The 21,264-nt window shown below is 55.6% G+C and carries 20 protein-coding genes; 12 read left to right on the top strand and 8 right to left on the bottom strand.

The annotated features are described in order from the left end of the window. Positions 1 to 34: 34 nt before the first annotated feature. The gene (locus AC1XYH_RS03945) at positions 35 to 2,911 is read right to left on the bottom strand and encodes an HD domain-containing phosphohydrolase (RefSeq protein WP_483325363.1); all 2,877 of its coding nucleotides are present in this window, start codon (positions 2,909 to 2,911) and stop codon (positions 35 to 37) included. 212 nt (positions 2,912 to 3,123) lie between these two features. On the opposite strand from AC1XYH_RS03945, the gene AC1XYH_RS03940 reads away from it, so the two are divergent. The 3 genes from AC1XYH_RS03940 to AC1XYH_RS03930 are packed head-to-tail and all read left to right on the top strand — an operon-like array spanning position 3,124 to position 5,551. After that, complete coding sequence (locus AC1XYH_RS03940; RefSeq protein WP_483325362.1) at positions 3,124 to 4,095, top strand: alpha/beta fold hydrolase; 972 nt, start codon at positions 3,124 to 3,126, stop codon at positions 4,093 to 4,095. Positions 4,096 to 4,124: 29 nt separating this feature from the next. Next, positions 4,125 to 4,805, top strand: a complete 681-nt coding sequence (locus tag AC1XYH_RS03935) for an SDR family NAD(P)-dependent oxidoreductase (RefSeq protein ID WP_483325361.1) — start codon at positions 4,125 to 4,127, stop codon at positions 4,803 to 4,805. A 26-nt stretch (positions 4,806 to 4,831) separates the two neighbouring features. Next, positions 4,832 to 5,551: a hypothetical protein gene (locus tag AC1XYH_RS03930; RefSeq protein WP_483325360.1), complete on the top strand. Its 720-nt coding sequence runs from the start codon at positions 4,832 to 4,834 to the stop codon at positions 5,549 to 5,551. Positions 5,552 to 5,554: 3 nt separating this feature from the next. Here the strand turns inward: AC1XYH_RS03930 and speA are convergent, their stop codons facing one another. Further along, positions 5,555 to 7,474, bottom strand: a complete 1,920-nt coding sequence (gene speA / locus AC1XYH_RS03925; RefSeq protein ID WP_483325359.1) for an arginine decarboxylase — start codon at positions 7,472 to 7,474, stop codon at positions 5,555 to 5,557. Positions 7,475 to 7,731: 257 nt separating this feature from the next. Between speA and AC1XYH_RS03920 the strand changes: the two genes are divergently transcribed. The 4 genes from AC1XYH_RS03920 to AC1XYH_RS03905 all read left to right on the top strand — a co-directional run bounded on the left by AC1XYH_RS03920 (position 7,732) and on the right by AC1XYH_RS03905 (position 11,222). Beyond that, positions 7,732 to 8,502, top strand: a complete 771-nt coding sequence (locus AC1XYH_RS03920) for an SDR family oxidoreductase (protein ID WP_483325358.1) — start codon at positions 7,732 to 7,734, stop codon at positions 8,500 to 8,502. 429 nt (positions 8,503 to 8,931) lie between these two features. Then, the gene (gene ectA / locus AC1XYH_RS03915) at positions 8,932 to 9,453 is read left to right on the top strand and encodes a diaminobutyrate acetyltransferase (RefSeq protein WP_483325357.1); all 522 of its coding nucleotides are present in this window, start codon (positions 8,932 to 8,934) and stop codon (positions 9,451 to 9,453) included. Between the two features lie 14 nt (positions 9,454 to 9,467). Then, complete coding sequence (gene ectB, locus AC1XYH_RS03910) at positions 9,468 to 10,754, top strand: diaminobutyrate--2-oxoglutarate transaminase (RefSeq protein ID WP_483325356.1); 1,287 nt, start codon at positions 9,468 to 9,470, stop codon at positions 10,752 to 10,754. 78 nt (positions 10,755 to 10,832) lie between these two features. Beyond that, positions 10,833 to 11,222 (top strand): ectoine synthase, encoded by a 390-nt coding sequence (locus tag AC1XYH_RS03905; RefSeq protein WP_483325355.1) that lies wholly within the window; start codon positions 10,833 to 10,835, stop codon positions 11,220 to 11,222. An 82-nt stretch (positions 11,223 to 11,304) separates the two neighbouring features. On the opposite strand, the gene AC1XYH_RS03900 is transcribed toward AC1XYH_RS03905, so the two are convergent. Continuing rightward, positions 11,305 to 11,454 carry a hypothetical protein gene (locus tag AC1XYH_RS03900; RefSeq protein ID WP_483325354.1) on the bottom strand — a complete coding sequence of 50 codons (150 nt, stop codon included), beginning with the start codon at positions 11,452 to 11,454 and terminating at the stop codon, positions 11,305 to 11,307. Positions 11,455 to 11,511: 57 nt separating this feature from the next. Here AC1XYH_RS03900 and AC1XYH_RS03895 point away from each other — a divergent pair, with 57 nt between their 5' ends. Both AC1XYH_RS03895 and AC1XYH_RS03890 read left to right on the top strand, forming a co-directional pair. Next, entirely contained in the window at positions 11,512 to 12,942 is a 1,431-nt protein-coding gene (locus AC1XYH_RS03895; RefSeq protein WP_483325353.1) for an aspartate kinase, read from the top strand. A 213-nt stretch (positions 12,943 to 13,155) separates the two neighbouring features. Next, complete coding sequence (locus AC1XYH_RS03890; protein ID WP_483325352.1) at positions 13,156 to 14,757, top strand: cation:proton antiporter domain-containing protein; 1,602 nt, start codon at positions 13,156 to 13,158, stop codon at positions 14,755 to 14,757. Here AC1XYH_RS03890 and AC1XYH_RS03885 read toward each other — a convergent pair. Beyond that, positions 14,754 to 15,626 (bottom strand): alpha/beta fold hydrolase, encoded by an 873-nt coding sequence (locus AC1XYH_RS03885; protein WP_483325351.1) that lies wholly within the window; start codon positions 15,624 to 15,626, stop codon positions 14,754 to 14,756. The genes AC1XYH_RS03890 and AC1XYH_RS03885 overlap by 4 nt on opposite strands. A gap of 104 nt (positions 15,627 to 15,730) precedes the next feature. Here AC1XYH_RS03885 and AC1XYH_RS03880 point away from each other — a divergent pair, with 104 nt between their 5' ends. Further along, complete coding sequence (locus AC1XYH_RS03880; protein ID WP_483325350.1) at positions 15,731 to 16,495, top strand: alpha/beta fold hydrolase; 765 nt, start codon at positions 15,731 to 15,733, stop codon at positions 16,493 to 16,495. A 17-nt stretch (positions 16,496 to 16,512) separates the two neighbouring features. Here AC1XYH_RS03880 and AC1XYH_RS03875 read toward each other — a convergent pair whose 3' ends face one another. Beyond that, complete coding sequence (locus AC1XYH_RS03875; protein WP_483325349.1) at positions 16,513 to 17,229, bottom strand: SIMPL domain-containing protein; 717 nt, start codon at positions 17,227 to 17,229, stop codon at positions 16,513 to 16,515. 156 nt (positions 17,230 to 17,385) lie between these two features. Here AC1XYH_RS03875 and pomA point away from each other — a divergent pair, with 156 nt between their 5' ends. Then, a complete protein-coding gene (gene pomA, locus AC1XYH_RS03870) occupies positions 17,386 to 18,159 on the top strand; it encodes a flagellar motor protein PomA (protein WP_483325348.1) in 774 nt (257 codons plus the stop codon). Then, entirely contained in the window at positions 18,159 to 19,070 is a 912-nt protein-coding gene (locus tag AC1XYH_RS03865; RefSeq protein ID WP_483325347.1) for a flagellar motor protein MotB, read from the top strand. The genes pomA and AC1XYH_RS03865 overlap by 1 nt, the downstream gene beginning before the upstream one ends. A 7-nt stretch (positions 19,071 to 19,077) precedes the next feature. Here the strand turns inward: AC1XYH_RS03865 and flhB are convergent, their stop codons facing one another. From flhB to fliQ, 3 genes are read right to left on the bottom strand one after another with little or no spacing between them, the layout of a single operon-like run. After that, a complete protein-coding gene (gene flhB / locus AC1XYH_RS03860) occupies positions 19,078 to 20,208 on the bottom strand; it encodes a flagellar biosynthesis protein FlhB (protein WP_483325346.1) in 1,131 nt (376 codons plus the stop codon). Beyond that, entirely contained in the window at positions 20,208 to 20,984 is a 777-nt protein-coding gene (gene fliR, locus AC1XYH_RS03855) for a flagellar biosynthetic protein FliR (RefSeq protein WP_483325345.1), read from the bottom strand. Before fliR ends, flhB begins: the two co-directional genes overlap by 1 nt. Beyond that, entirely contained in the window at positions 20,984 to 21,253 is a 270-nt protein-coding gene (gene fliQ / locus AC1XYH_RS03850) for a flagellar biosynthesis protein FliQ (protein ID WP_483325344.1), read from the bottom strand. Before fliQ ends, fliR begins: the two co-directional genes overlap by 1 nt. Positions 21,254 to 21,264 lie beyond the last annotated feature (11 nt).

The raw sequence follows: 21,264 nt of genomic DNA, 5'->3' as shown, positions 1-21,264 counted from the left end.
TGCTTCGCCCGGTTCTACCCTGGGCGCAGCGATCCTAGCCAGTCAGCAAACCCCACTGTCGCAACTGCGCAATACTGCCCTCAACATCAACCTCATCCAACTGCTCAGTAGCCAGAAAGCGCTTAGCGTACTCCCGGTGCACACCGGTGCGCAGAAACAGCGCCAGCAAGTTCGCATCCAAGTGTTCATCACGCGCCATGAACAGCATGATCTTCACCGACTCCGACAAGGTCTTAGCCTGTTTGTAAGGCCGATCCGCAGCCGTGAGCGCTTCAAATATGTCAGCTATGGCCAGCACCCGATCTTCCACCGTCAGCTGCTCAGCCGTTAACCGACGCGGATAGCCGCTGCCGTCGAGTTTTTCATGATGGGTGGCCGCCAGCAGGGGAACCTGAGCCAACGACTTGGGAAACGGCAAAGTGGAGAGCATGATCAAGGTTTGCACTATGTGCTCATTGATCTTGAAGCGCTCCTCCGTAGTGAGGGTGCCGCGTGCGATGCGCAGGTTATACAGCTCGCCCATATTATTACTGTATTCTGGCAGCTCCATATCAAAGCCCCAGCGATTCGCCGGATCGTCTCGCGCCACCGGCGGCTTGCGCTCTCCCCAGGCAAATAGATGCTCGGGGCGATCTGCCAATAGCCGCTCCTCGACCGGGGGCGCTACTTCCGGCACATCGGTCAGTTGTCGTTGCTCATCGCCGGACAAGCCCAAGCGGTTATCAAAATGCCGCAGCCAGGTTTGCTCGGCGATAGCCTCCAGCCGTTTGACATCTTCGTCAGCCATAAACTCACCACCGGTATTGGCCTGGGCCACCAGGGCGAATTCGTCACGCAACCGGTTTTGTTCCGCTTGGCGATGGCGCATTAGCTCATCAGCCTCCTCACCTGCTGCCAGCCCCTGCCAGTAACGCACATCAGCATCGCGCCAAAGCACTTCAAAACGGGTACGTATCTCGTGAATTCGGTTGTATAAAGTCTCCAACTTAGTGGCTTTATCAACGATATATTCAGGGCTGGTTATCTTGCCGCAATCATGCAACCAGGCGGCAATTCGGAAGGCGTAGCGCTCTTCATCGGTTAACTGGAAATCCGCCAGCGGCCCCTGCTCTGTGGCCTGCGCCTGTTCCAAGAGCATTTCTGCCAATTGTGGCACCCGATCACAGTGGCCACCGGTATAGGGTGATTTGGCATCAATAGCCGCCGCCAGCAGGCGAATGATGGATTCCAGCAACACCTGCTGATCGGCAAACAGCTGACGCGTTTCAATGGCCACCGCAAGGGTGCCTGCCAGACTGCCCAAAAAGCGACGCAGGCTGCGCACCGATTCATTCGGCAACAACGGCGACACCTCCACTGCCAGCACGCCCAACAAGACCTCCTGACGATCACGCAAAGCCAGCGTCAAATAGCGATGCTCATCATCCAGCAAGGCTGCCAGACTGCGCGCCGGCGCTTCACGCAAATCATCGGTCAGCGGCATATTCTCTGGATAATGTTCCGAGTGGGAAACACCAGCACGGCGCAAGATGCCTGCATCTTCGTCACACAGATAAACCGCGCCACCACGACCGCCCGCTATCTTGATCAACTGCTCAAGCACCACATCCAGCATGCGTTCCAGCTGTCTTTCCTGACTCAGCGTAATAGTGATGGTTTGGAAGTTACCAATGGCTTTGGCCATACGGGCCACTACCTTACTCAGGTCATTGACCTCAGAAATACGCGAGTGCACGCCGATTGGCGTCGTAAAGTCGAAGCTCGCCAACTGTTCTACCTGATCGGCCAACAGTTTCAAGGGCCGCCCAAGACGCTGCCCTAGTGCCCAGCCAATCAGCAATAAAACTGCCGTGAGTACAAGCACCCAGCGCGTTTGCTTACGCAGAGTATCCCGCACACCGGCCAGCAATTCGGTAGCTGGCATGGCGATCAGAATATAGCCCTCGCTTTCGCCGATTTTCCCAAGTGACAGGTTCAACACATACCAATCTTCGCCTTGGTAACTAAGCAGTTGTGGCTTACGCGGCGGCTCGGGTAGCTTCCTTACTTGCTCCAAGATCGGCACATCCAGCTCGCCCAGGCTAGCCAGACGTACGCCATCTACGTCACGGCGAAAAACTTTTTGCAGATCGGTGTAGGCGATCACTTCGTCCTTGCCACTCAGCAGGGCGATTTCCGTCCCCGGCGTGAGCCGCAGATCACTCACTTCACCACCCAGGTCATTCACCGAAGCGTCAAGGCCTATCACGCCCCCCTGCGCGCCGTGGGTAGCCATGCTGATACCCACCTCGTTAGTGGTAAAGAACACGTAAGGGTCGGTGAGAATAAGCCCCGGCCTGGCAATCGCATCCTGATACCAGGGCCGCGTACGCGGATTGAATTGATAGTCGGGCTGTGGCCAATTCTCCAGTTGCTTGCCTTCGGCGTCATAAATCAGCCAGCGCCCCGCGACTTCGCCCTCTGCCACCCCCTGCTCCACCGACTGCACCAGAAACGCCGCGGCCTCCGGCATTACCCGTTCACCTAGTTGCGCCCCCTTACGCGTGCGGCGCAACAAAAAGAAGTCGCCATTGGCATAGCCTGCGTAAACAGCGCTTAGCGTACGGTTACTGCGCAGCGTCTCCGTCATCACCGGCAAGCGCTCCAGACGTTGCTCCAGCGTCTGCGCTTGCACCAGCGGGTCAAAGCTCAGTATCCGCAGTGCGCCCTCTGCAGGGTCAAGCAGACGCTCGGCCCTTTCATTTAAAAGCACACCCAACTGCTGCGCAGAGTCATTGGCTGCGGCTATCAACAGGGCGCTCGAGCTACGATAACCCTGCCATACAGTGATACTCATCATCACCAAAAGGCACAACATGATCGAACTCGCCACCAACCATTGCAAGCCGACCCCAGCCCTCGTTTTCTTCATGCTGCCTTGCACTCCGTGTCGTAGCACTCATGTTATTGATATTGAGAGTAGTTGAGCTTTCCGATACAGACGGGATACCCGCGAAAAATAGGCCCGGCACATCCACTACACGGATAGCGCTAACTTCGCCTGATGAATAGGCTAAGCAAGGCGCGGGCCAATTGCGCGCGCTTTTGCCATAGTGTCGGTAGCACACAAATAGGGAGCACCCCATGGATCAGTTTGAACACCAACTGGTACCCACCAATAACATCGAACTAAGCCTCTACACCGCTGGCCCCAAGAGCGGCAGGCCGGTATGGCTACTGCATGGATTTCCTGAATGCTGGCATTCCTGGCGGCATCAGATCAAAGCGCTGGCAGCACAGGGTTACCGCGTGCATGCGCCGGAGATGCGCGGTTACGGCGCCAGCAGCGCCCCAAAAGATGTCGAAGCCTACGATCTAATCACCATCTGCGCTGACATACAGGGAGCCATGAACCATCTGGGCCATGAGCAGGTTGCGATGATTGGTCACGATTGGGGCGCCCCCATCGCCTGGCATCTAGCGATGCTGGAGCCAGCGCGGGTGAAAGCAGTGTGTGGCATGTCCGTGCCATTCGGCGGCCGGCCGCGTCAGCCGGCGATCAACATGATGCGTGAGGCCTACAAAGACCGTTTTCACTACATCGTCTACTTTCAAAAACCGGGTCTTGCTGAGGCCGAGATGGCCGCCGACATTCCGCGCACTATGCGCTTGATGATGCACGGACTCTCCAGCAGCGAAGGTGGCAACTCGCTAGTGCAGGACAAGCCCGCCGACGCCGCTTGGCTGGAGGACTACACCGACCCGGGTAGCCCGCCGTCATGGTGCTCGGACGAGGCATTTGCGGTTTACGTAAAAACTTTTGAGCAGAGCGGCTTCCACGGACCGATCAATTGGTATCGCAATTTTGAGCGCAACTGGGAGCGCACCGAGACGCTCGCCGGTAAACAGATCGAACAGCCCGCGCTCTTCCTGATCGGTGATCGCGATCCGGTCGGCACGCTGGAGGCCTACACCATCAAAAAAATGCCTACTGTTATCCCCAAGGTCGAACAGCACGTAATAGCCGATTGTGGACACTGGATTCAGGCTGAGAAACCGGATGAAGTGAATGCCCAATTACTCCCTTTTCTGGCCACCCACTTCCCAGCTCACTGAGCATCAGTAACTGAAATAGGAGACGCGCCATGGCACTCTGCGACCTTAGCGGCAAACGTATTCTCTTGACTCAGGCCAACGCTTTTATGGGCCCATCCTTGCAGAGCATGTTACAGGCCTGCGGCGCCGAAGTGATCGCCGATAATAGGGACTTCCTTGATCCCAGGGCACCCGGCCAACTGATCAAAGAAGCGGGTGAAATAGACGTGTTGTTGCTCAACCTCGGGATACCCGCACCCAGCACCCCCGCCAGCGAGGTAGAGGACGATGAATGGGGGCTGCTATTTCGTCACATGGTCGACCCGCTACCGCGCTTCGCGCGCGCACTGCTGCCCGGCATGATTGAACGTCAGCGCGGCAAGATTTTGCTGATGGGCAGCGCATCTGCGCTGCGCGGTATGAAGCGCGCCTCCAGCTACAGCGCTGCCCGCGGTGCGCAACTGGCTTGGGTGCAGGCAGTAGGCGCAGAAATGGCGAACAAAGGCATTCAAGTGAACGCCATAGCGCAAAACTTCGTCGACAACCCGACTTATTTCCCCACCGACATCCAGGCTAACCCGGCGTTTCAGGCCCGCCTCCAACGTGAAGTCCCGCTAGGGCGACTGGTTTCCGCCGAAGAAGACGCCAGTTTTGCGGCTTATCTATGCAGCGACGCGGCCAACTGTTTTGTCGGTCAGATATTCCCAGTATGCGGTGGCTGGAGCCACTGAGACTCAATCCATTCAGGAACCAACGAATGCAGCATAAAGAACAGCTCATCACCATCAACTCACGCTTTTGCGGGCCACCTAACAGCGGCAATGGCGGATACGTTTGCGGCCTGCTGGCCAACGCGCTGGGCGCGCCCGCTCAGGTCACCCTGCACGCGCCGCCGCCGCTGGATACGCCACTGCAACTGATCGTCAACGACGATGGCGCGCAATTGCGCTTGGGCGAGCAACTGCTCGGCAGCGCCAAACCCTACAGCTTTGAGCTTGGTGTGCCAGACGCTATCACCCCAGCAAATGCCGCACAGGCACAAGAACGCTTTAAAGGATTTGAGCAGCACAACCTGCCCTGCTGTTTTGTCTGCGGCACGAACCGCGAACCACTGGACGGCTTGCGTATTTTTGCCGGCCCCACAGAGCAGATGGAGGAACAGGTAGCCGCACTCTGGACCCCGGACGAAACCCTAACCGGCGAAGATGGCTTGGTTGCTAGTGAGTATCTTTGGGCCGCGTTGGACTGCCCGGGTTATTTCGCAGTACGCGATCAGGCGGGCGTGGCGTTACTCGGCCGCTTTGCTGCGCATATCGAACAGCCCGTACGCGCTGGAGAACAGCTGGTGGTGGCCGGCTGGGCGTTGCGCCACGAAGGACGCAAACACTTTACCGGCACCGCACTCTACAATCAGCAAGGCCAAGCAGTAGCCTGGGCCGAAGCAACCTGGATCAGTCTCCAGGTCGCCGCAGCCTGAGGTTTATTCCGCGTTAAGGTAGGAAGATCGAGTCAGCCCCAAGCGCAGCGCATCCACAAAACGGGTGCGCTCTGCAGGGCTCAACTTGGCACCCGCCACCTTGTCACGGTAGCGAGTGACTAGCTCATCGGGCGCAAAGTGCACGTAGCGCAGCATGTCTTCGATGGTGTCGTGGGTTTCGATACCGCCGTGCACCACCTTGCCATCGGGGCGCAGATAGACGTTAACCGAATCGGTATCACCAAAAAGGTTGTGCATATCGCCAAGAATTTCTTGATACGCGCCAACCAGGAAAATACCCAGCAGATAATCTTCACCTTCGCGCAGTTCATGTACCGGCAGGCTGTTTTCAATGCTCTGCTCATCTACGTAGTGGCGAATCTTGCCGTCTGAGTCACAGGTCAGATCCTGCAGCACGGCGCGGCGCAAGGGCTCTTCTTCAAGACGATCCAGCGGCACAATCGGCAACACCTGATCTATCGCCCAGGTGTCCGGCAGGCTCTGGAATACCGAAAAATTACAGATGTACTTGTCGGCCATCTTGTCGTTCAGCTCATCCAGCACCTGACGGTGCGAACGCTGGCGCGCTTTAAGCTGGGTATGCAGGCGATTACAAAGCGCAAAGTAGCATTGCTCGGCCAAGGCCTTCTGCGACAGCGTCAGCTTGCCCTCAGCGTACTGTGCAGCCACATCAGCCATGTAGTGCGTTGCGCGCCAATAGGTTTCGGTGACCATCTCGATATCATGCTGATCCTGCAGGCCAACCAAGTTGCGCACTACCTGCGGCAACTCATCAAGGTTATCGATTTCCGGCAGAACGTCGTTATAACGCTCGACGTCTGTCACTTGCACAACCAAGACCGCATGGTGAGCAGTCATCGCACGACCGCTCTCGGAAAAAATATGCGGATGCGGTAAATCTTGCTCTTCGCAGAAATCCTTGAGCATGCCGACGATCGTCTGCGCATACTCATTTACGTCGTAGTTAATAGAGCTAGCGTTGCGCGAGTGGGTGCCGTCGTAATCCACGCCCAGACCGCCGCCCACATCAATATGATCGACCGGCAAGCCCAGCGCACGTAGCTCGCCGAAATAGCGAATAGCCTCTCGGAAGCCGTGCTGATAATCAGCCAGGTTGGCGATCTGCGAGCCCATGTGGAAGTGCAGCAAGCGCACACCCTCTTGCAGACCAGCGGCAGTAAAAGCGTCGACCACCCGCAGTAACTGCGCCGCCGACAAACCGAATTTAGACTTTTCACCGCCCGTATCAGCCCATTTACTGGAAGCCAATGAAGACAGCCGCACACGCAGACCCACCTGCGGCGTCACACCAAGCTTTTCCGCCTCTTCAATCACGAGGCGAACCTCGGATTCTTTCTCAATGACGATAAAGACCTTGTGTCCCAGTTTCTGGCCAATCAACGCCAGATGAATGAATTCACGATCTTTATAGCCATTACAGACGATGGTGCCGCCTTTTGGCGCCAGCGCCAGTACCGCCATCAACTCGGGCTTGGAGCCCGCTTCAAGCCCGATAGAGACGTTTTCTGTGGCGATAATATTCTCAACCACGGTTTCCTGCTGGTTCACCTTAATCGGATAAAGCGCGGTGTAGCCGCTTTGATAATCCAGCGCTGCGATGCTTTGATCAAAAGCGCCGGTGAGCTGCTTGACCCGCGATTGCAAAATATCCGGGAAACGCACCAGCAGAGGTAAGTCCAGGCCGCTGTCACGCAGCTGGCCAACCAGCTCATGCAAATCAATACTGCCCGCATCAGCGCCGCGCGGCATGACTTCAACATGCCCAGCATCACTGACGTTGAAATAGCCTGCGCCCCAATGCCGGATACCGTAGACGCTGCGGCTGTCTGCCACCGTCCAGGCTGATGCATCTTCCTTGCGTGAACGCCTTACTGGGCCCATGACCACCTCGCTTACAAAATGATTGTGCTGCCACTGAGATACACCGCCGGGCAAACAGTTCATTCACCGGGCGTCGTAGTGGCTTGATGACAATAGGATAAAGCAAAAGCGCCAGCTACGCCCGGTCACGCGCTGCGCATAGTCCAGCATTTGCACTCTGGATAAACCTCCGCTTTGCTTGGGGGCAGCCGTTGCGCATATTAAGGTAGGGGCAACAGCCGAAGCGGCTTTTCATACCAACAACAAGGAGTTTTCACATGCAGCACTACTTCAGCCTCGCCGGCCGCACCGCACTGGTTACCGGCGGCAGCCGCGGCATCGGCCGCATGATTGCACAGGGTTATCTGGAAGCCGGCGCCAAGGTCATCATTTGCTGCCGCAAGTTGGCCGAAGGTAAGCAAACAGCAGAAGAGCTTAGCCAGTACGGCGAGTGCATTGCCATAGGCGCAGACCTCTCCACCGAGGCTGGCGCCAAGCAGTTGGCCGCCGACGTAGCACAACACACCGACCATCTCGACATTCTGGTAAATAACGCTGGCACTAGCTGGGGCGCCCCATTAGAAGACTTCCCGGTGTCCGGCTGGGAGAAGGTTATGCAGCTCAATGTCGTTTCCGTGTTCAGCTGCATTCAGCAACTGCTGCCCATGCTGCGCAAGAACGCCAGCGCCGAGAACCCTACTCGCGTGATCAACATTGGCTCGGTTGCTGGTATCAGCTCGTTCGGCGAAGAAGCTTATTCTTACGGCCCCAGTAAAGCGGCCGTGCACCAACTGTCGCGCAACCTGGCCCGCGAGCTGGTCAGTGATCACATCAACGTTAACGTGATCGCCCCAGGCCGTTTCCCCAGCAAGATGACCCAGCACATCCATAGCGATGCTGAGGCCATGGCTGAAGACTGCCAGCACATCCCAATGAAGCGCTGGGGCCGTGAAGAAGAAATGTCTGCACTGGCAATCATGCTGGCGAGTGCCGGCGGCGCTTACATGACCGGCAACATTATCCCGATTGATGGCGGCTTCACTCTGTAGGCCACCCATTCACTTTTGCTCGGCGCCGCCTCAGGCGCCGACCCCCTTCTAACCAGCGGCATCTGCTCACAACACTCAACGTCCTTTTTTGGTGCAACCCCAGACTGCACCACGCACAACTCTGACGCTTGAAAATAATTTAGCACCAGAAAACAGCAGGGAAATGCGCTTTTTTGTAGCCCTTTTCGCACACCCAAAGCCACCCTAATCGCCTATCACCTGCATTCATGCCAGCCCTTTAACAGCAAGGGCTAGACGTTGTATCAACAAATAAATCGCCTTAAATATGGCAGAGATATTTAACAGCTATAAATATTTGATGGACAAAAAAACCAGCCTGTAAGCTGCATTAACAGCGGGTTGAGATAATTTTCTAGATATGTTTATTATGGAAAAAGAATTCAAGCATAAACATTCAGGTACTTAATTTTGCCTTCTAAAAACGCAACACTCCGCAAGCCTACAGGCACGGATGGCTTTGCGCTGAATCAACTAGTCGCACGCTGTCAGCCACTGGACACCAATTCGGTGTACTGCAATTTGCTGCAATGTGAAGACTTTGCCGATACGGCGATTGCCGCCGAGACAGAAGACGGCGATTTGGTCGGATTCATTTCCGGCTATCGCCCGCCGGCCCGCCCCGACACCTTGTTTGTTTGGCAGGTCGCAGTAGACAGCCGCATGCGCGGCCAGGGTTTAGCGCTAAAGATGCTGCTCGCGTTAGTTGAGCGTACTCGCGCTGCTGGCGTCACCCGATTGGAGACGACCATTTCCCCTGGCAACGACGCATCCGAGGCGCTGTTTAAAAAAGCCTTCCGCCTGCTGGGCGCCGAATACACCACTGAAGTGCTGTTCTCTCGCGAGAAGCATTTCAACGGACAGCACGACGATGAAGTCATCTACCGTGCTGGACCCTTTACTCAATCAGTTTCTCAATCAGCTAACGCTTGAGACCAGGAGATATCATGAACAATTTTGAACAGTTCGAAAAAAACGAATCCGACATTCGCAGCTATTGCCGCTCGTTCCCGGTCATGTTTAATCAAGCTCAGGGTGCCGAATTGGTTACCACTGAAGGCAAGCGCTACATCGACTTCCTCGCCGGTGCTGGCACGCTGAACTACGGTCACAACCACCCAGTACTGAAAAAAGCACTGATTCAGTATCTGGAGGAAGACGGTATCACCCACGGCCTGGACATGTACTCAGCCGCTAAAGAACGCTTTCTGGAAACCTTTAACCGGGTAATCCTGGAGCCACGCGGCTTCTCAGACTACAAAATCCAGTTCAGCGGCCCTACCGGCGCCAACTCAGTTGAGGCCGCACTCAAGCTGGCCCGCAAAATTACCGGTCGCAGCAACGTAATCAGTTTCACCAACGGCTTCCATGGTTGCACCATCGGTGCGTTGGCAGTAACTGGCAATGGCCACCATCGAGGCGCTGCAGGCGTACCTCTGACCGACGTCAGCCGTATGCCCTATGCCAACTACTTTGGCGACAAGGTAAATACCATCTCTATGATGGACAAGCTGTTGAGCGACCCTAGCAGCGGTATCGATAAGCCAGCAGCCGTTATTGTCGAAGTCGTTCAAGGTGAAGGTGGCCTGAACACTGCTTCTGCTGACTGGATGCGTAAGCTGGAAAAACTTTGCCGCAAGCACGAAATGCTGCTGATTGCCGACGATATCCAAGCTGGCTGTGGGCGCACAGGTACCTTCTTTAGCTTTGAAGAGATGGGCATCAAGCCAGACATCATCACCATGTCGAAGTCACTGAGCGGTTACGGCTTACCCTTCGCTATCGTGATTATGCGCAACGAGCTGGACCAGTGGGAGCCAGGCGAGCACAACGGTACATTCCGTGGCAACAATCACGCGTTCGTAACGGCCGCTGCCGCGTTGGAACACTTCTGGACCACCGATGAGTTTGCTAAAAGTGTGCAGGCCAAAGGTAAGGTCATCAAAGATCGTATGCAGAAGATTGTCAGCAAGCACGGTCCAGACTCTTTGTTCGTCAAAGGTCGCGGCATGATGATCGGCATCAGCTGCCCGGATGGCGAAATTGCATCAGCCATCTGTAAAGAGTCTTTCGCCAATGGCTTGGTCATCGAAACCAGCGGTAATCACAACCAGGTAGTCAAATGCCTGTGCCCGCTGACCATCACTGACGAACAGATCGATAAAGCGCTGACTATTCTAGACGCTGCGTTTGCCAAGGTAATAAGCGAACAGGTCGCCAATCAGGCATCTTGATCGCACAGCCAGCCGTGTCTACGCCGCTATCGCCTTGATAGCGGCCACCCGAATTGAGAATAAACAGGAAACCTGAATATGATCGTACGCACATTGGAAGAATGCGAAAACTCAGAACGCCGCGTCACCACTGAGACCTGGGAAAGCACCCGGATGCTGCTCAAAGATGACAAGATGGGTTTCTCGTTTCACATCACTACCATTTACGCCAATAAAGAAACGCACATCCACTACAAGAACCATCTTGAGTCTGTGTATTGCATGAGCGGCAATGGCTCGATCGAAACCCTGTCGGACGGCAAGGTCTATCAGATCCGCCCCGGCACTCTGTACATTCTCGATCAGCACGATGACCACATGCTGCGAGGCGGCAGCGAGGACATGAAAATGGCCTGCGTATTCAATCCGCCCATCAGCGGTCGTGAAGTGCACGACAAAGACGGCGTATACCCTGCAGACAGCGATTAAATAATGTCGCTCGGACGGCACACCAAGTAGGCACCCGTAAGCCAATAGCCTCTCTGGTGCAGCCGACGCGGTTTGTTTTCAATCAGCAAGCCGCGTAAGCAATACCCGCACGTAATAGCACCATTTTTATTGCAGCAAACCACCAACAGATGCCAGCACCAGCAAGAGTAACGGCATTAGCAAACACCCAGCGGTAGAGTCGCGCCGCAGCAATATCGACAAACGAGGGCATGAGGCCCTCGACCTGCTGGTGGCAGGACAAGATTCACCGACGACAGAAACCAGGACTATGCATACAGTAGAAAAAATCGGCGGCACATCAATGAGTCGCTTTGAGGAAGTACTGAACAACATTTTCATTGGCCAACGTCAGGGTGCAGACCTGTACCAGCGTGTATTCGTTGTCTCTGCCTACAGCGGCATGACCAACATGCTGCTCGAACACAAAAAAACCGGTGAGCCCGGTGTGTACGAGCGCTTTGCTGACGCCCACAGCGAGGATGCCTGGCTGGACGCGCTGGACGTAGTACAAGGCGCCATGGTCAGCAAGAATGCCGAGCTGTTCCAGGGCGAGTACGAGCGCTTGGCGGCTGACCGCTTTATTGAAGGCCGCATCAGTGACGTACGTGACTGCATGGTGAGCTTGCAGCAATTGTGTACCTACGGTCACTTTCAGCTCACTGAGCACCTGATGAAAGTACGCGAGATGCTGGCCTCTTTAGGCGAAGCCCATAGTGCTTTCAATACCGTTCTAGCACTTAAGAAAAGTGGCCTGAACGCCCGCCTGGTCGACTTGACCGGCTGGAATCAAAGTGAGCCAAAGGCCTTTCAAGATATGGTCAAGGACAGCTTTGACGGTATCGACTTAAGCAAAGAGCTAGTCGTAGCTACCGGTTACACCCACTGCAGCGAAGGTTTGATGAACACCTTCGACCGCGGCTACAGCGAAATCACCTTTGCGCAAATTGCCGCCAGCACGGGTGCCCGTGAGGCGATCATTCACAAGGAATATCACCTCTCCAGCGCAGATCCGAATCTAGTCGGCATGGACAAGGTGGTGACTATTGGCCGGACCAACTACGACGTAGCCGACCAGTTGTCTAACCTGGGCATGGAAGCGATTCACCCTAAAGCTGCCCGCACCCTGCGCCGCGCCGGTATCCACTTGCGCATCAAGAATGCTTTTGAGCCGGATCACGGCGGCACCTTGATCAGCCAGGATTACTGTAGTGAGAAGCCTTGCGTTGAAATCATCGCCGGTCGTAAGGATGTCTTCGGTCTTGAGGTGTTTGACCAAGAGATGCTTGGCGATGTGGGCTACGACCTTGAGATCAGCAAGCTGCTGAAAAAGCTCAAGCTGTACGTGGTCAACAAAGATTCAGACGCCAACAGCATCACTTACTACGTTTCAGGTTCGCGCAAGATGATCAATCGTGCGTCACGCCTGATCGAGGAGCAGTACCCGATGGCAGAGGTGAATGTGCACAACATCGCCATTGTCTCGGCCATTGGCTCCGACCTCAAGGTTAAAGGCATTCTGGCCAAGACTGTTGCTGCGTTGGCTGCGGCCGACATTAGTATCCAGGCGATTCACCAGTCGATTCGTCAGGTCGAAATGCAGTGCATCATCAAGGAAGAGAATTACGATGCAGCAGTAGCGGCGCTGCACCAGGCGTTGATTGAGCCAGAGAACCACGGCGACGTGATTGTCGCCGCCTGATTCTCGCTGGCAGCACCTAGCAAGCGGCCCGGCAGGCAACTGTCGGGCCGCTTGCGTTTTAAGCACTTTATTCTCAGCCCTACCGTCTCGGCCCGCGACCTCAGCAGAGCGCATAAAACTTCGTTATAGTCTGCCCAGACTGCCGGCCAATGCCTCACTACAAACAAAGAAGCGCCGGACTACCCAGCACTTTTATGATGACGGGATATACGCGTGATTGAAGCAGTATGGATTGCCTTTGCCTTCATGATGGGTCTTGCCGTGCGCCAGATTGGCCTGCCACCCCTGATCGGCTACCTTGGCGCCGGGTTTGCGTTGTCAGCGCTCGGCTCCCGCGTGGGAATCGGTCCTGAGGACAGCGAGATACTCTCGCATATCGCGCACCTTGGGGTGCTGCTGCTGCTGTTCAGCGTCGGCCTGAAGTTGAAGGTCAAGAATCTTGCTCGCCCCGAGGTGATCGGTGGCAGCCTGCTGCACTTTGGATTATCCACCGCCGTGCTGCTGGCCGGCTTGATGTATGTTCTTGAGTTGCCTTTGGGCGAAGCGCTGCTGCTGTCCATGGCGCTTTCCTTCTCTAGCACCGTGCTCGCCGCCAAGGTGCTGGAAAGCAAGCGCGAGATGCGCGCTTTCCATGGCCGCATCGCTATCGGCGTGCTGATCATGCAAGACCTGATCGCGCTGGTTGCAATCAGCATCGCCAGCGGAAAAAGCCCTTCTGCCTGGGCGCTGATGGTGCTCATCCTGCCGCTGAGTAAACCAATACTGTACAAGCTGCTGGATCTCAGTGGCCACGAAGAATTGATGGTACTGCTCGGTCTGCTGTTGGCGCTGGTGGTCGGCGGCACAGGCTTTGAAGCGCTGGGGCTCAGCTCCGAACTAGGCGCGCTGGCCTTTGGCGCTTTACTGGCGGGCCACAAGCGCGCCGGCGAGCTATCGCAGTCTTTATGGAGCTTGAAGGAAATCTTTCTGGTCGGCTTCTTCCTGCAGATTGGTCTAGGTGGCCTGCCTGACATGCACGCGCTGATCTTCGCGCTGGTACTCACGCTGCTGTTGCCACTCAAGGCCATGCTGTTCTTCTTTCTGTTCGTCGGCTTCAAACTGCGCGCACGCAGCGCCTTCCTTAGTAGCCTGACGCTGACTCAATACAGCGAGTTCGGACTGATTATGGCCAGCCTGGTGCTGCCACAGTGGCTGATTCCGTTGGCGCTGACTGTGGCTTTCTCCTTCCTGCTGTCTGCGCCACTGAATCGCATAGTGCACCCATTCTATGAGCGCCTATCGCCCTATCTGCTGCGGTTTGAGCGCAATATTCGCCATCCGGATGAACAGCCAATCACTCTAGGCGACGCGCAGATACTGGTTATGGGTCTTGGCCGCACCGGCCGGGCGGCCTATGACAACCTGTTTGAAAAAGGCTTCAACGTGATAGCGCTGGATTCCGACCCTGTTGCGGTCGATGCCAGCCTGCAAGCCGGGCGGCGTGCACTTTTCGCTGACGCAGAGGATCAGGTGTTCTGGCAGAACCTCGATATGCCCAATATTAATTCGGTGATACTCGCCATGAATGACGCTGAGGCAAAGACCATCGCGGTGCAGAAACTGCGTTCACGCGGTTTTGATGGCCTGATAGTCTCGCATGCCATGTATGAAGACATCGCCCAACGCATCATTCAGGCCGGTGCCGATCACACTTACCTGACCATGAGCGAAGCCGGCACCGGTCTGGCAGAGCATGTTGCGCGCAGTGTTCGCGAGCGCAGCATGCTGCTCAGCGAAGCGCCTGAACCGGAACCGGATACCGGCATCAAAAGCTAAACCAGCAACGAGCTAAGAACTTGCTGCGCGGTTGCCTTGGGGTGCTCTAACATGAAGCAATGCCCACCCGCCGTCTTGTGCGCGCTATAAGCATTACCGCTGGCAGCCAAACGCCGTGCACTCGTCCCTACGAAGGGGTAGGTGCGATCACCATAGATTATATGCGTGGGTGTTTTGACGCGTCGCAGCGAGCGCCACAGGCCGCGCGGCATAGTCAAAAACACCTCAGCCTCGCGACTTGGACGGCAGCATAACTCTACGCCGCGCTCTGGGTGGTCGCGCAACGCATGGGCTATGTGCGCGGCAAAAGCGCTCTCGTCCCAGCCGCGAAACATGCCGCGATTATGCAAACTGGCATGTGCCCCGGCGCGATCAGGCCAACTGTCTCGACGTAATCTCGCCCGCTGGGCCACCGGATTCCTCTGTATCCCAAACAAGCCAAGGCCGCGTCGTAGGGTAATCAGACCGGGCGGGAAGAACACCGGGTCGAGCAACACAGCGCGGGCGAACAGCTCCGGGCGGGCGGCCAAAATCAAACCGGTTAGCACACCGCCAAAACTATGCCCGCAGGCAAAATAGGCTACATCGCCAAAAACAGCCCGCCCTGCTTCAAAGGCTTCCATCGCCAGTTCGGCGTTGCGGTTCCAGCCAACGAATTTGTCGCCATGATCGCTCTGACCATGGCCCTGCAAATCACACAACCAGAGATCAAAGTCCTTCGCCAGCAGTGCCAACAAGGGCTCATAACTACGCGTACAAAAGCCGTTGCCATGCAAAAAATGCAACACCGGTTTGCCACTCGGCGGGCTATGCCAGCCGCGCAACGTAAAGCCGGCGCTGGTGTCATGCGCCCAGGGTAACAACTCCATACACTCAACCCCTGAAAAAGCAGCCAGTTTAAACGGCGTCGGCGAGACTGTCAGTGCTATTAGCACCTGTTAAACTGCCACATCTATTTTGGGAATGGCGGCTTATGCTTCAGGTCAAATTATCCGGCAGCGGCTCGGCGCTGGTCTGGGGGCATGGCTTGCTGGGCAGCATGGCGCAAGAAGAGGCTACTAGCTGGTTTTATCGCGCAGGTATGCCCCTGCGGATGGTTCGCTACGACGCTTGCGGCCATGGCCGGTCAGAGCGGCCCCTGGATGCCGTGCGCTACCGCTGGCCGGCTCTGGCTGCGGACATGTTGGCTGTTGCACGCCAGCACGCCGGCAATCGCTTTGCATTGGGTGGTCAATCTATGGGGTGCGCCAGCGCGCTTATCGCGGCGCTACACGCACCCACTGGCGTCACCAAGCTGGTATTGGCAACGCCACCCACCTTCTGGTCGACTCGCGCAGCTCAGGTCGAGCGTTATCAACAAATGATTCGACTACTGCGCGCACGCGGTATGCCGTCTTTTATTCAGCTGTCGCGCCAACACCCTGCCCTGCCTGAATGGTTGCAGCAGGCGCGTCTGGAAGATGCATTGCCGCAATTGGAAAGCTTGGGCGGTTTCTCCCGCGAACTGCTGACTGCGGTGATTCAGGGCGCAATCGCCTCAGACCTGCCAGCTCCAGAGCAACTGCACAGACTTCAGCAACCTGCACTGATCCTGGCCTGGCGCGATGATCCCATCCATCCGCTAAGCAGCGCAGAACAATTGGCCAGTCATTTGCCCAACGCTGAACTCAGGGTCATCAACAAGATCAGCGAGCTAGCTGACTGGCCGCAGCAGATCGCTGATTTCATCAATAGCTAAGCAGTGGCAGAACCCCTTTAATCCAAACTGTAATCAATATTGGTTACCACCCGTACCCGCTTGGTTTCCGGGGTGAAAGGGTCCACATCCTCAATTGAGAAATAGCCTTGCGAAGCACGGCGAATGCTACCCACCTCAGCCCCCGCATCACGCGCAAACTGGTCCGCAGCCGCACGCGCATCCCGGGTGGCGTCTGCAATCATGTCTGGTTTAATGCTGTCCAGTTGGGTGAATAGAAAACTGGGTTGAAACTCGTAACTCTGGGTCAAGGCCACCCCTGATTTGACCAACTCACCTACTGACTGCATACCTTGTTTGACGCTATCTACATCCTCGGTACGCACCAATACGGTGACTTCTGCCCGGTAGCGATCCGGCGGCAAGTTATTACCGTAAGCATTGGCATGTTGATCGGCAATCTTGGGCACCGACAACTGAATCTCGGGCTCTTTGAACCCTTTCAGCAGCAGAAAAGAGCGGACCAACCCCTGCTGGGTGTCTATATCATTCTGTAACTGGTCTAAACTGTTTCCGGTAACGGTGAAGTTAACCGGCCAAAGCGCCAGATCTGCTGCGACTTCACGCTCAGCCAGGCCTTTAACGCTGACGACTCGATCGGCACCACGAAATTGCAGCAGACCGGTTTTCAGGCTAACAGCCATGAATGCCAGCGCAATAGCGATCAATGCAGCAGCCACTATCGAACCCCAGGCAACACGAGAAACAGACGACATAGATATCTCCAATCAAAGAACTCAAATCAAGCATGAGAAAGCCAGAACCTACGTGTAGCATTTGACATGCGGGCATTCGATCATAGAATAGCGTCCCCCTGTCATCACCCCTAACTTTCTTTGCCGTACTCCATCGCAAAAAATCAAGGAGCACTAGTGGATCTCGCGACACTTATTGGCCTGATCGGCGCTATCGGCATCATTGCCGCATCCATCTTGCTAGGCAGTGGGGCACAGGTATTCTTCAACGTGCCTTCGCTGTTGATTGTGATTGGCGGTAGTCTTTTTGTGGTGCTGGCGAAGTTCAACGTCAGCCAGTTCATCGGCGCCATCAAAGTGGCTGGCCGCGCCTTCCGCTTCAAATTGCCGGACGTAGAAGAAAGCATCACTGAGCTGGTAGAGCTGGCAACAGTGGCACGCAAACAAGGTTTATTAGCGCTGGAAGATAAGGAGATCTCGGCAGATTTCCTGAAAAGCGGCATTCAGCTTTTGATCGATGGCCATCCGCAAGAAACGGTAAAGGCTATTCTCGATAAAGAGCGCCTGCTCACCTTGGATCGAAATCGTTGGGGCGCCAAGGTATTTACCGCTCTGGGTGACGTCGGTCCAGCCATGGGTATGATTGGCACGCTGATTGGCCTGGTGCAGATGCTCTCGAACATGGAAGATCCTAAGTCCATTGGCCCAGCCATGGCCGTGGCGCTCCTCACCACACTGTACGGTGCCATGCTGGCGACCATGATCTGCATCCCGATTGCCGATAAGCTTGCGCTACGCATGACCGAAGAGGCGCGTATGCAGGAGCTTTGGATAGACGCAATACTGGCGATCCAGGAAGGAACCAACCCGCGGGTTATTGAACAATTACTGGCTAGTTACATGCCCCGCGGTAAAGCCGCTAAACCCACCGGCGAAGCGGAAGACGCTTGATGGAAGGCGATGACGACAAGCCGAGCATACCCGCGTGGGTCATGACCTTCGCCGATCTGATGTCGCTGCTGATGTGCTTCTTCGTGTTGCTACTGTCGTTTTCCGAGATAGACGCACAGAAGTTCAAGCAGATCGCCGGCGAGATGTCTAAAGCATTCGGCGTGCAACGCGAAATACCAGCACTGGATATTCCCATGGGAACCAGCCCGATCTTCGACAAGTTCTCGCCAGGTAAGCCCGAACCAACGCCAGTAGACAGCGTACGCCAGCAAACCACCGAGCAATCCCCTCAGCTGGAAACGCTGAGCGCCGAGCTGGAAAGCCAGTTACAACAGCAAGTGCAAGACACCACCCAACAGCAGGTAGCGACCAGCGTAGAAGCGCTGCGTGATGTGCTGGAAAACGAACTGCAAGAGGGTCGCATCCAGCTCGAACATGACCGCAAACGGGTGATTATTCGCGTCGAAGAGAAAGGTTCATTCCCATCTGGCTCGGCTGACATGACCGCGGATTTTGAAGACATGCTGGATAAGGTTGCCGAGGTAATTGCGCGTTTACCAGGCGAAATCACCATTGAAGGTCACACCGACAACATACCGATTAACACAAGCCGCTTTCAGTCTAACTGGGACCTTTCCGCCGCTCGCGCATCGTCCGTTGCCAATGCGCTGCTTATCGGCGACGCCGTTCAGCCAGAACGTCTCAAGGTGCAGGGCTACGCCGAAACGCGTCCGCGTGCCAGCAATGAATGGCCAGAAACCCGGTCGCTGAATCGCCGAGTAGAAATAATCATTGATCTATCAGGTTCGATTGAAGAGTACGAAGCGCAACTACGCCAATTGATGGAGCAAGACCTAGGCGATTTGGTCAAAGATCTAGAGCTGCACGACAGCCCAGCCCCTTCGCCCTGAAGCGGTCCTACTTTTTCAGATCGTCCGGAATCGGCGGTTCCGGCATTGGCCCTGGCCGCTTGCCCTGCCCCGCCCGGTGCTGACGTAACTGGAATACGTACGCAAGCACTTGCGCTACTGCCAGGTAGAGCCCAGCCGGGATTTCCTGATCCAGTTCGGTGCTGTAATACACTGCCCGCGCCAGCGGCGGTGACTCCAACACCACGATCTCATTCTCGTTGGCTACCTCGCGAATTTTCTGCGCCATAAAGTCCGCGCCCTTAGCCAACACCACGGGTGCGCCGCCGTTCAAGGGGTCGTATTTCAGCGCTACCGCAAAGTGCGTAGGGTTGGTGATGACAACATCTGCTTGCGGTACCTTCTCCATCATCCTGCGTTCGGCCATCTCACGCTGCATCTGCCGAATTTTCGCTTTAACCTCGGGCTTACCTTCGGAGTCCTTAAACTCGTCACGGATCTCCTGTTTGGTCATCATCAGCTTCTGCTTGTTGTCCCACAGCTGAAAGGGCACATCCACTGCAGCGATCAAGATCAGCGAAGCCGCCAGTATCAACAAGGCCGTGGCCAGCGCCCAAGCGCAATGCACTATGGCTTGTTCCAGAGGCTCCTGGCCCAGCGAAAGAAAGTCGTTAGTGCGTAAATGGAGTACCAGCAACGCCGTGCTCAAAACGACCAAAAACTTAGCCAGCGCCTTGAATAATTCGACCAGCGCCTTTAAAGAAAACATGCGCTTAATGCCCGCCAGAGGGTTCATACGCTCAAACTTGGGCGCCAGCGACTTGGCACTGAACAGCCAGCCGCCCAGCATAATAGGCCCGACAATGGAGGCTACCAGCAGCATCGCGAATAGGGGCGCGAGCACCATCAAGCCTTCCTGAACCGATTCAAAGAGATGCAACGCCATGGTGTCGGTATTGAATAGCGCTTCGCGTTCGAAGGAGAAGTTGAAGATCATAATGTTCATCAACTTACGCGCCATTTCAGGCCCGACCATCAACAGCGCCACCGCAGCCACCATGACCACCGCCAGCGTGTTCAACTCCTTGGAGCGCGCAACCTGGCCTTTGTCGCGCGACTCTTTGAGGCGTTTTGCCGTGGGGTCTTCTGTTTTTTCCTGACCGCTTTCGGATTCAGACATCAGTTAGCCCTCACCAGTGCACGCAGCCAGATCAAAGCGTTGGAGGCCAATTCCTGATACTGAGCTGTCACGTTATTCAGCAAGACCCAAAGAATAAATAGACCGAATATCAGCGTCATCGGAAAGCCGATGGAAAAAATATTCAGCTGCGGCGCGGCGCGCATCATCACACCGAAAGACATGTTAACAATCAACAACGCCGCAATCGCTGGCAACCCAATCAGAATCGCGGAGGCCATAACCCATGAAAAACGATACACCAGCGCCTCAAAATCAGTGACCGCCAAGGTTTCGCCGATAGGCAGGGTATTGAAGCTTTCAACCAAAACTTCAATCACTACCAAGTGCCCATTCATGGCGAGAAACAACAAAGTCACCAGCATGGTGAATACCTGCGCTACCACCGCAACAGAAATACCCATACTGGGGTCGTTCATGGAGGCAAAACCCAGACCCATCTGCATGGCAATAATCTGCCCGGCCAACACATGGATCTGAAACAGCAACTGCATTGAAAAGCCCATCGCAGCGCCAATCAGTATCTGCTCAGCAATGATGGTCCAGGTGCTCAACGAGAGCGCATCAAGGGTAGGTACTTCAGGTATTTGCGGGGCGACCAGCAAGGTGAGCGCCAACGCAAAATAAAGACGAATACGAGCCGGTATCAGCTGAGTGCCAAACACCGGCATGGTCATCAGCACACTGGCGATACGAAAAAACACCCAGAGATAGCTTGAGACCCAGCGGCTGAGATCCGCGCTGGATAACTCCAGCATTAGCCGATCAACCCTGGAATCTGTCGATACAGGGTATCGGTGAACTCGATCAGCTGGGTCGTCAGCCATGGGCCTAATACGATCAAGGTAATAAAGGTCACTAACAAGCGCGGCAAAAAGCTGAGGGTTTGCTCGTTGATCTGCGTTGCCGCCTGAAACACGGCCACCAGCAAGCCAACCAACAAGCCAGGCATCACTACGATGCCGACCATCACAGTGGTCAACCAGAGCGCCTGACGGAACAGGTCAACAGCTACTTCGGGCGTCATTGGCAGGTCTC

It is taken from the genome of Pseudomonas sp. GW-45, from assembly GCF_056896675.1.
The sequence above is the reverse complement of the archived record's forward strand: the minus strand, read 5'-3'. Positions and strand labels throughout refer to the sequence as shown.

Coding starts and splice junctions, on each gene's coding strand:
- AC1XYH_RS03895 (WP_483325353.1), top strand. CDS start 11,512: ATGCATACAGTAGAAAAAATCGGCGGCACATCAATGAGTCGCTTTGAG.
- fliR (WP_483325345.1), bottom strand. CDS start 20,984: ATGCTGGAGTTATCCAGCGCGGATCTCAGCCGCTGGGTCTCAAGCTAT.
- AC1XYH_RS03885 (WP_483325351.1), bottom strand. CDS start 15,626: ATGGAGTTGTTACCCTGGGCGCATGACACCAGCGCCGGCTTTACGTTG.
- AC1XYH_RS03945 (WP_483325363.1), bottom strand. CDS start 2,911: ATGAAGAAAACGAGGGCTGGGGTCGGCTTGCAATGGTTGGTGGCGAGT.
- flhB (WP_483325346.1), bottom strand. CDS start 20,208: ATGTCTGAATCCGAAAGCGGTCAGGAAAAAACAGAAGACCCCACGGCA.
- ectB (WP_483325356.1), top strand. CDS start 9,468: ATGAACAATTTTGAACAGTTCGAAAAAAACGAATCCGACATTCGCAGC.
- AC1XYH_RS03880 (WP_483325350.1), top strand. CDS start 15,731: ATGCTTCAGGTCAAATTATCCGGCAGCGGCTCGGCGCTGGTCTGGGGG.
- fliQ (WP_483325344.1), bottom strand. CDS start 21,253: ATGACGCCCGAAGTAGCTGTTGACCTGTTCCGTCAGGCGCTCTGGTTG.
- AC1XYH_RS03865 (WP_483325347.1), top strand. CDS start 18,159: ATGGAAGGCGATGACGACAAGCCGAGCATACCCGCGTGGGTCATGACC.
- AC1XYH_RS03900 (WP_483325354.1), bottom strand. CDS start 11,454: ATGCCCTCGTTTGTCGATATTGCTGCGGCGCGACTCTACCGCTGGGTG.
- AC1XYH_RS03920 (WP_483325358.1), top strand. CDS start 7,732: ATGCAGCACTACTTCAGCCTCGCCGGCCGCACCGCACTGGTTACCGGC.
- speA (WP_483325359.1), bottom strand. CDS start 7,474: ATGGGCCCAGTAAGGCGTTCACGCAAGGAAGATGCATCAGCCTGGACG.
- AC1XYH_RS03875 (WP_483325349.1), bottom strand. CDS start 17,229: ATGTCGTCTGTTTCTCGTGTTGCCTGGGGTTCGATAGTGGCTGCTGCA.
- AC1XYH_RS03935 (WP_483325361.1), top strand. CDS start 4,125: ATGGCACTCTGCGACCTTAGCGGCAAACGTATTCTCTTGACTCAGGCC.
- AC1XYH_RS03930 (WP_483325360.1), top strand. CDS start 4,832: ATGCAGCATAAAGAACAGCTCATCACCATCAACTCACGCTTTTGCGGG.
- AC1XYH_RS03940 (WP_483325362.1), top strand. CDS start 3,124: ATGGATCAGTTTGAACACCAACTGGTACCCACCAATAACATCGAACTA.
- AC1XYH_RS03905 (WP_483325355.1), top strand. CDS start 10,833: ATGATCGTACGCACATTGGAAGAATGCGAAAACTCAGAACGCCGCGTC.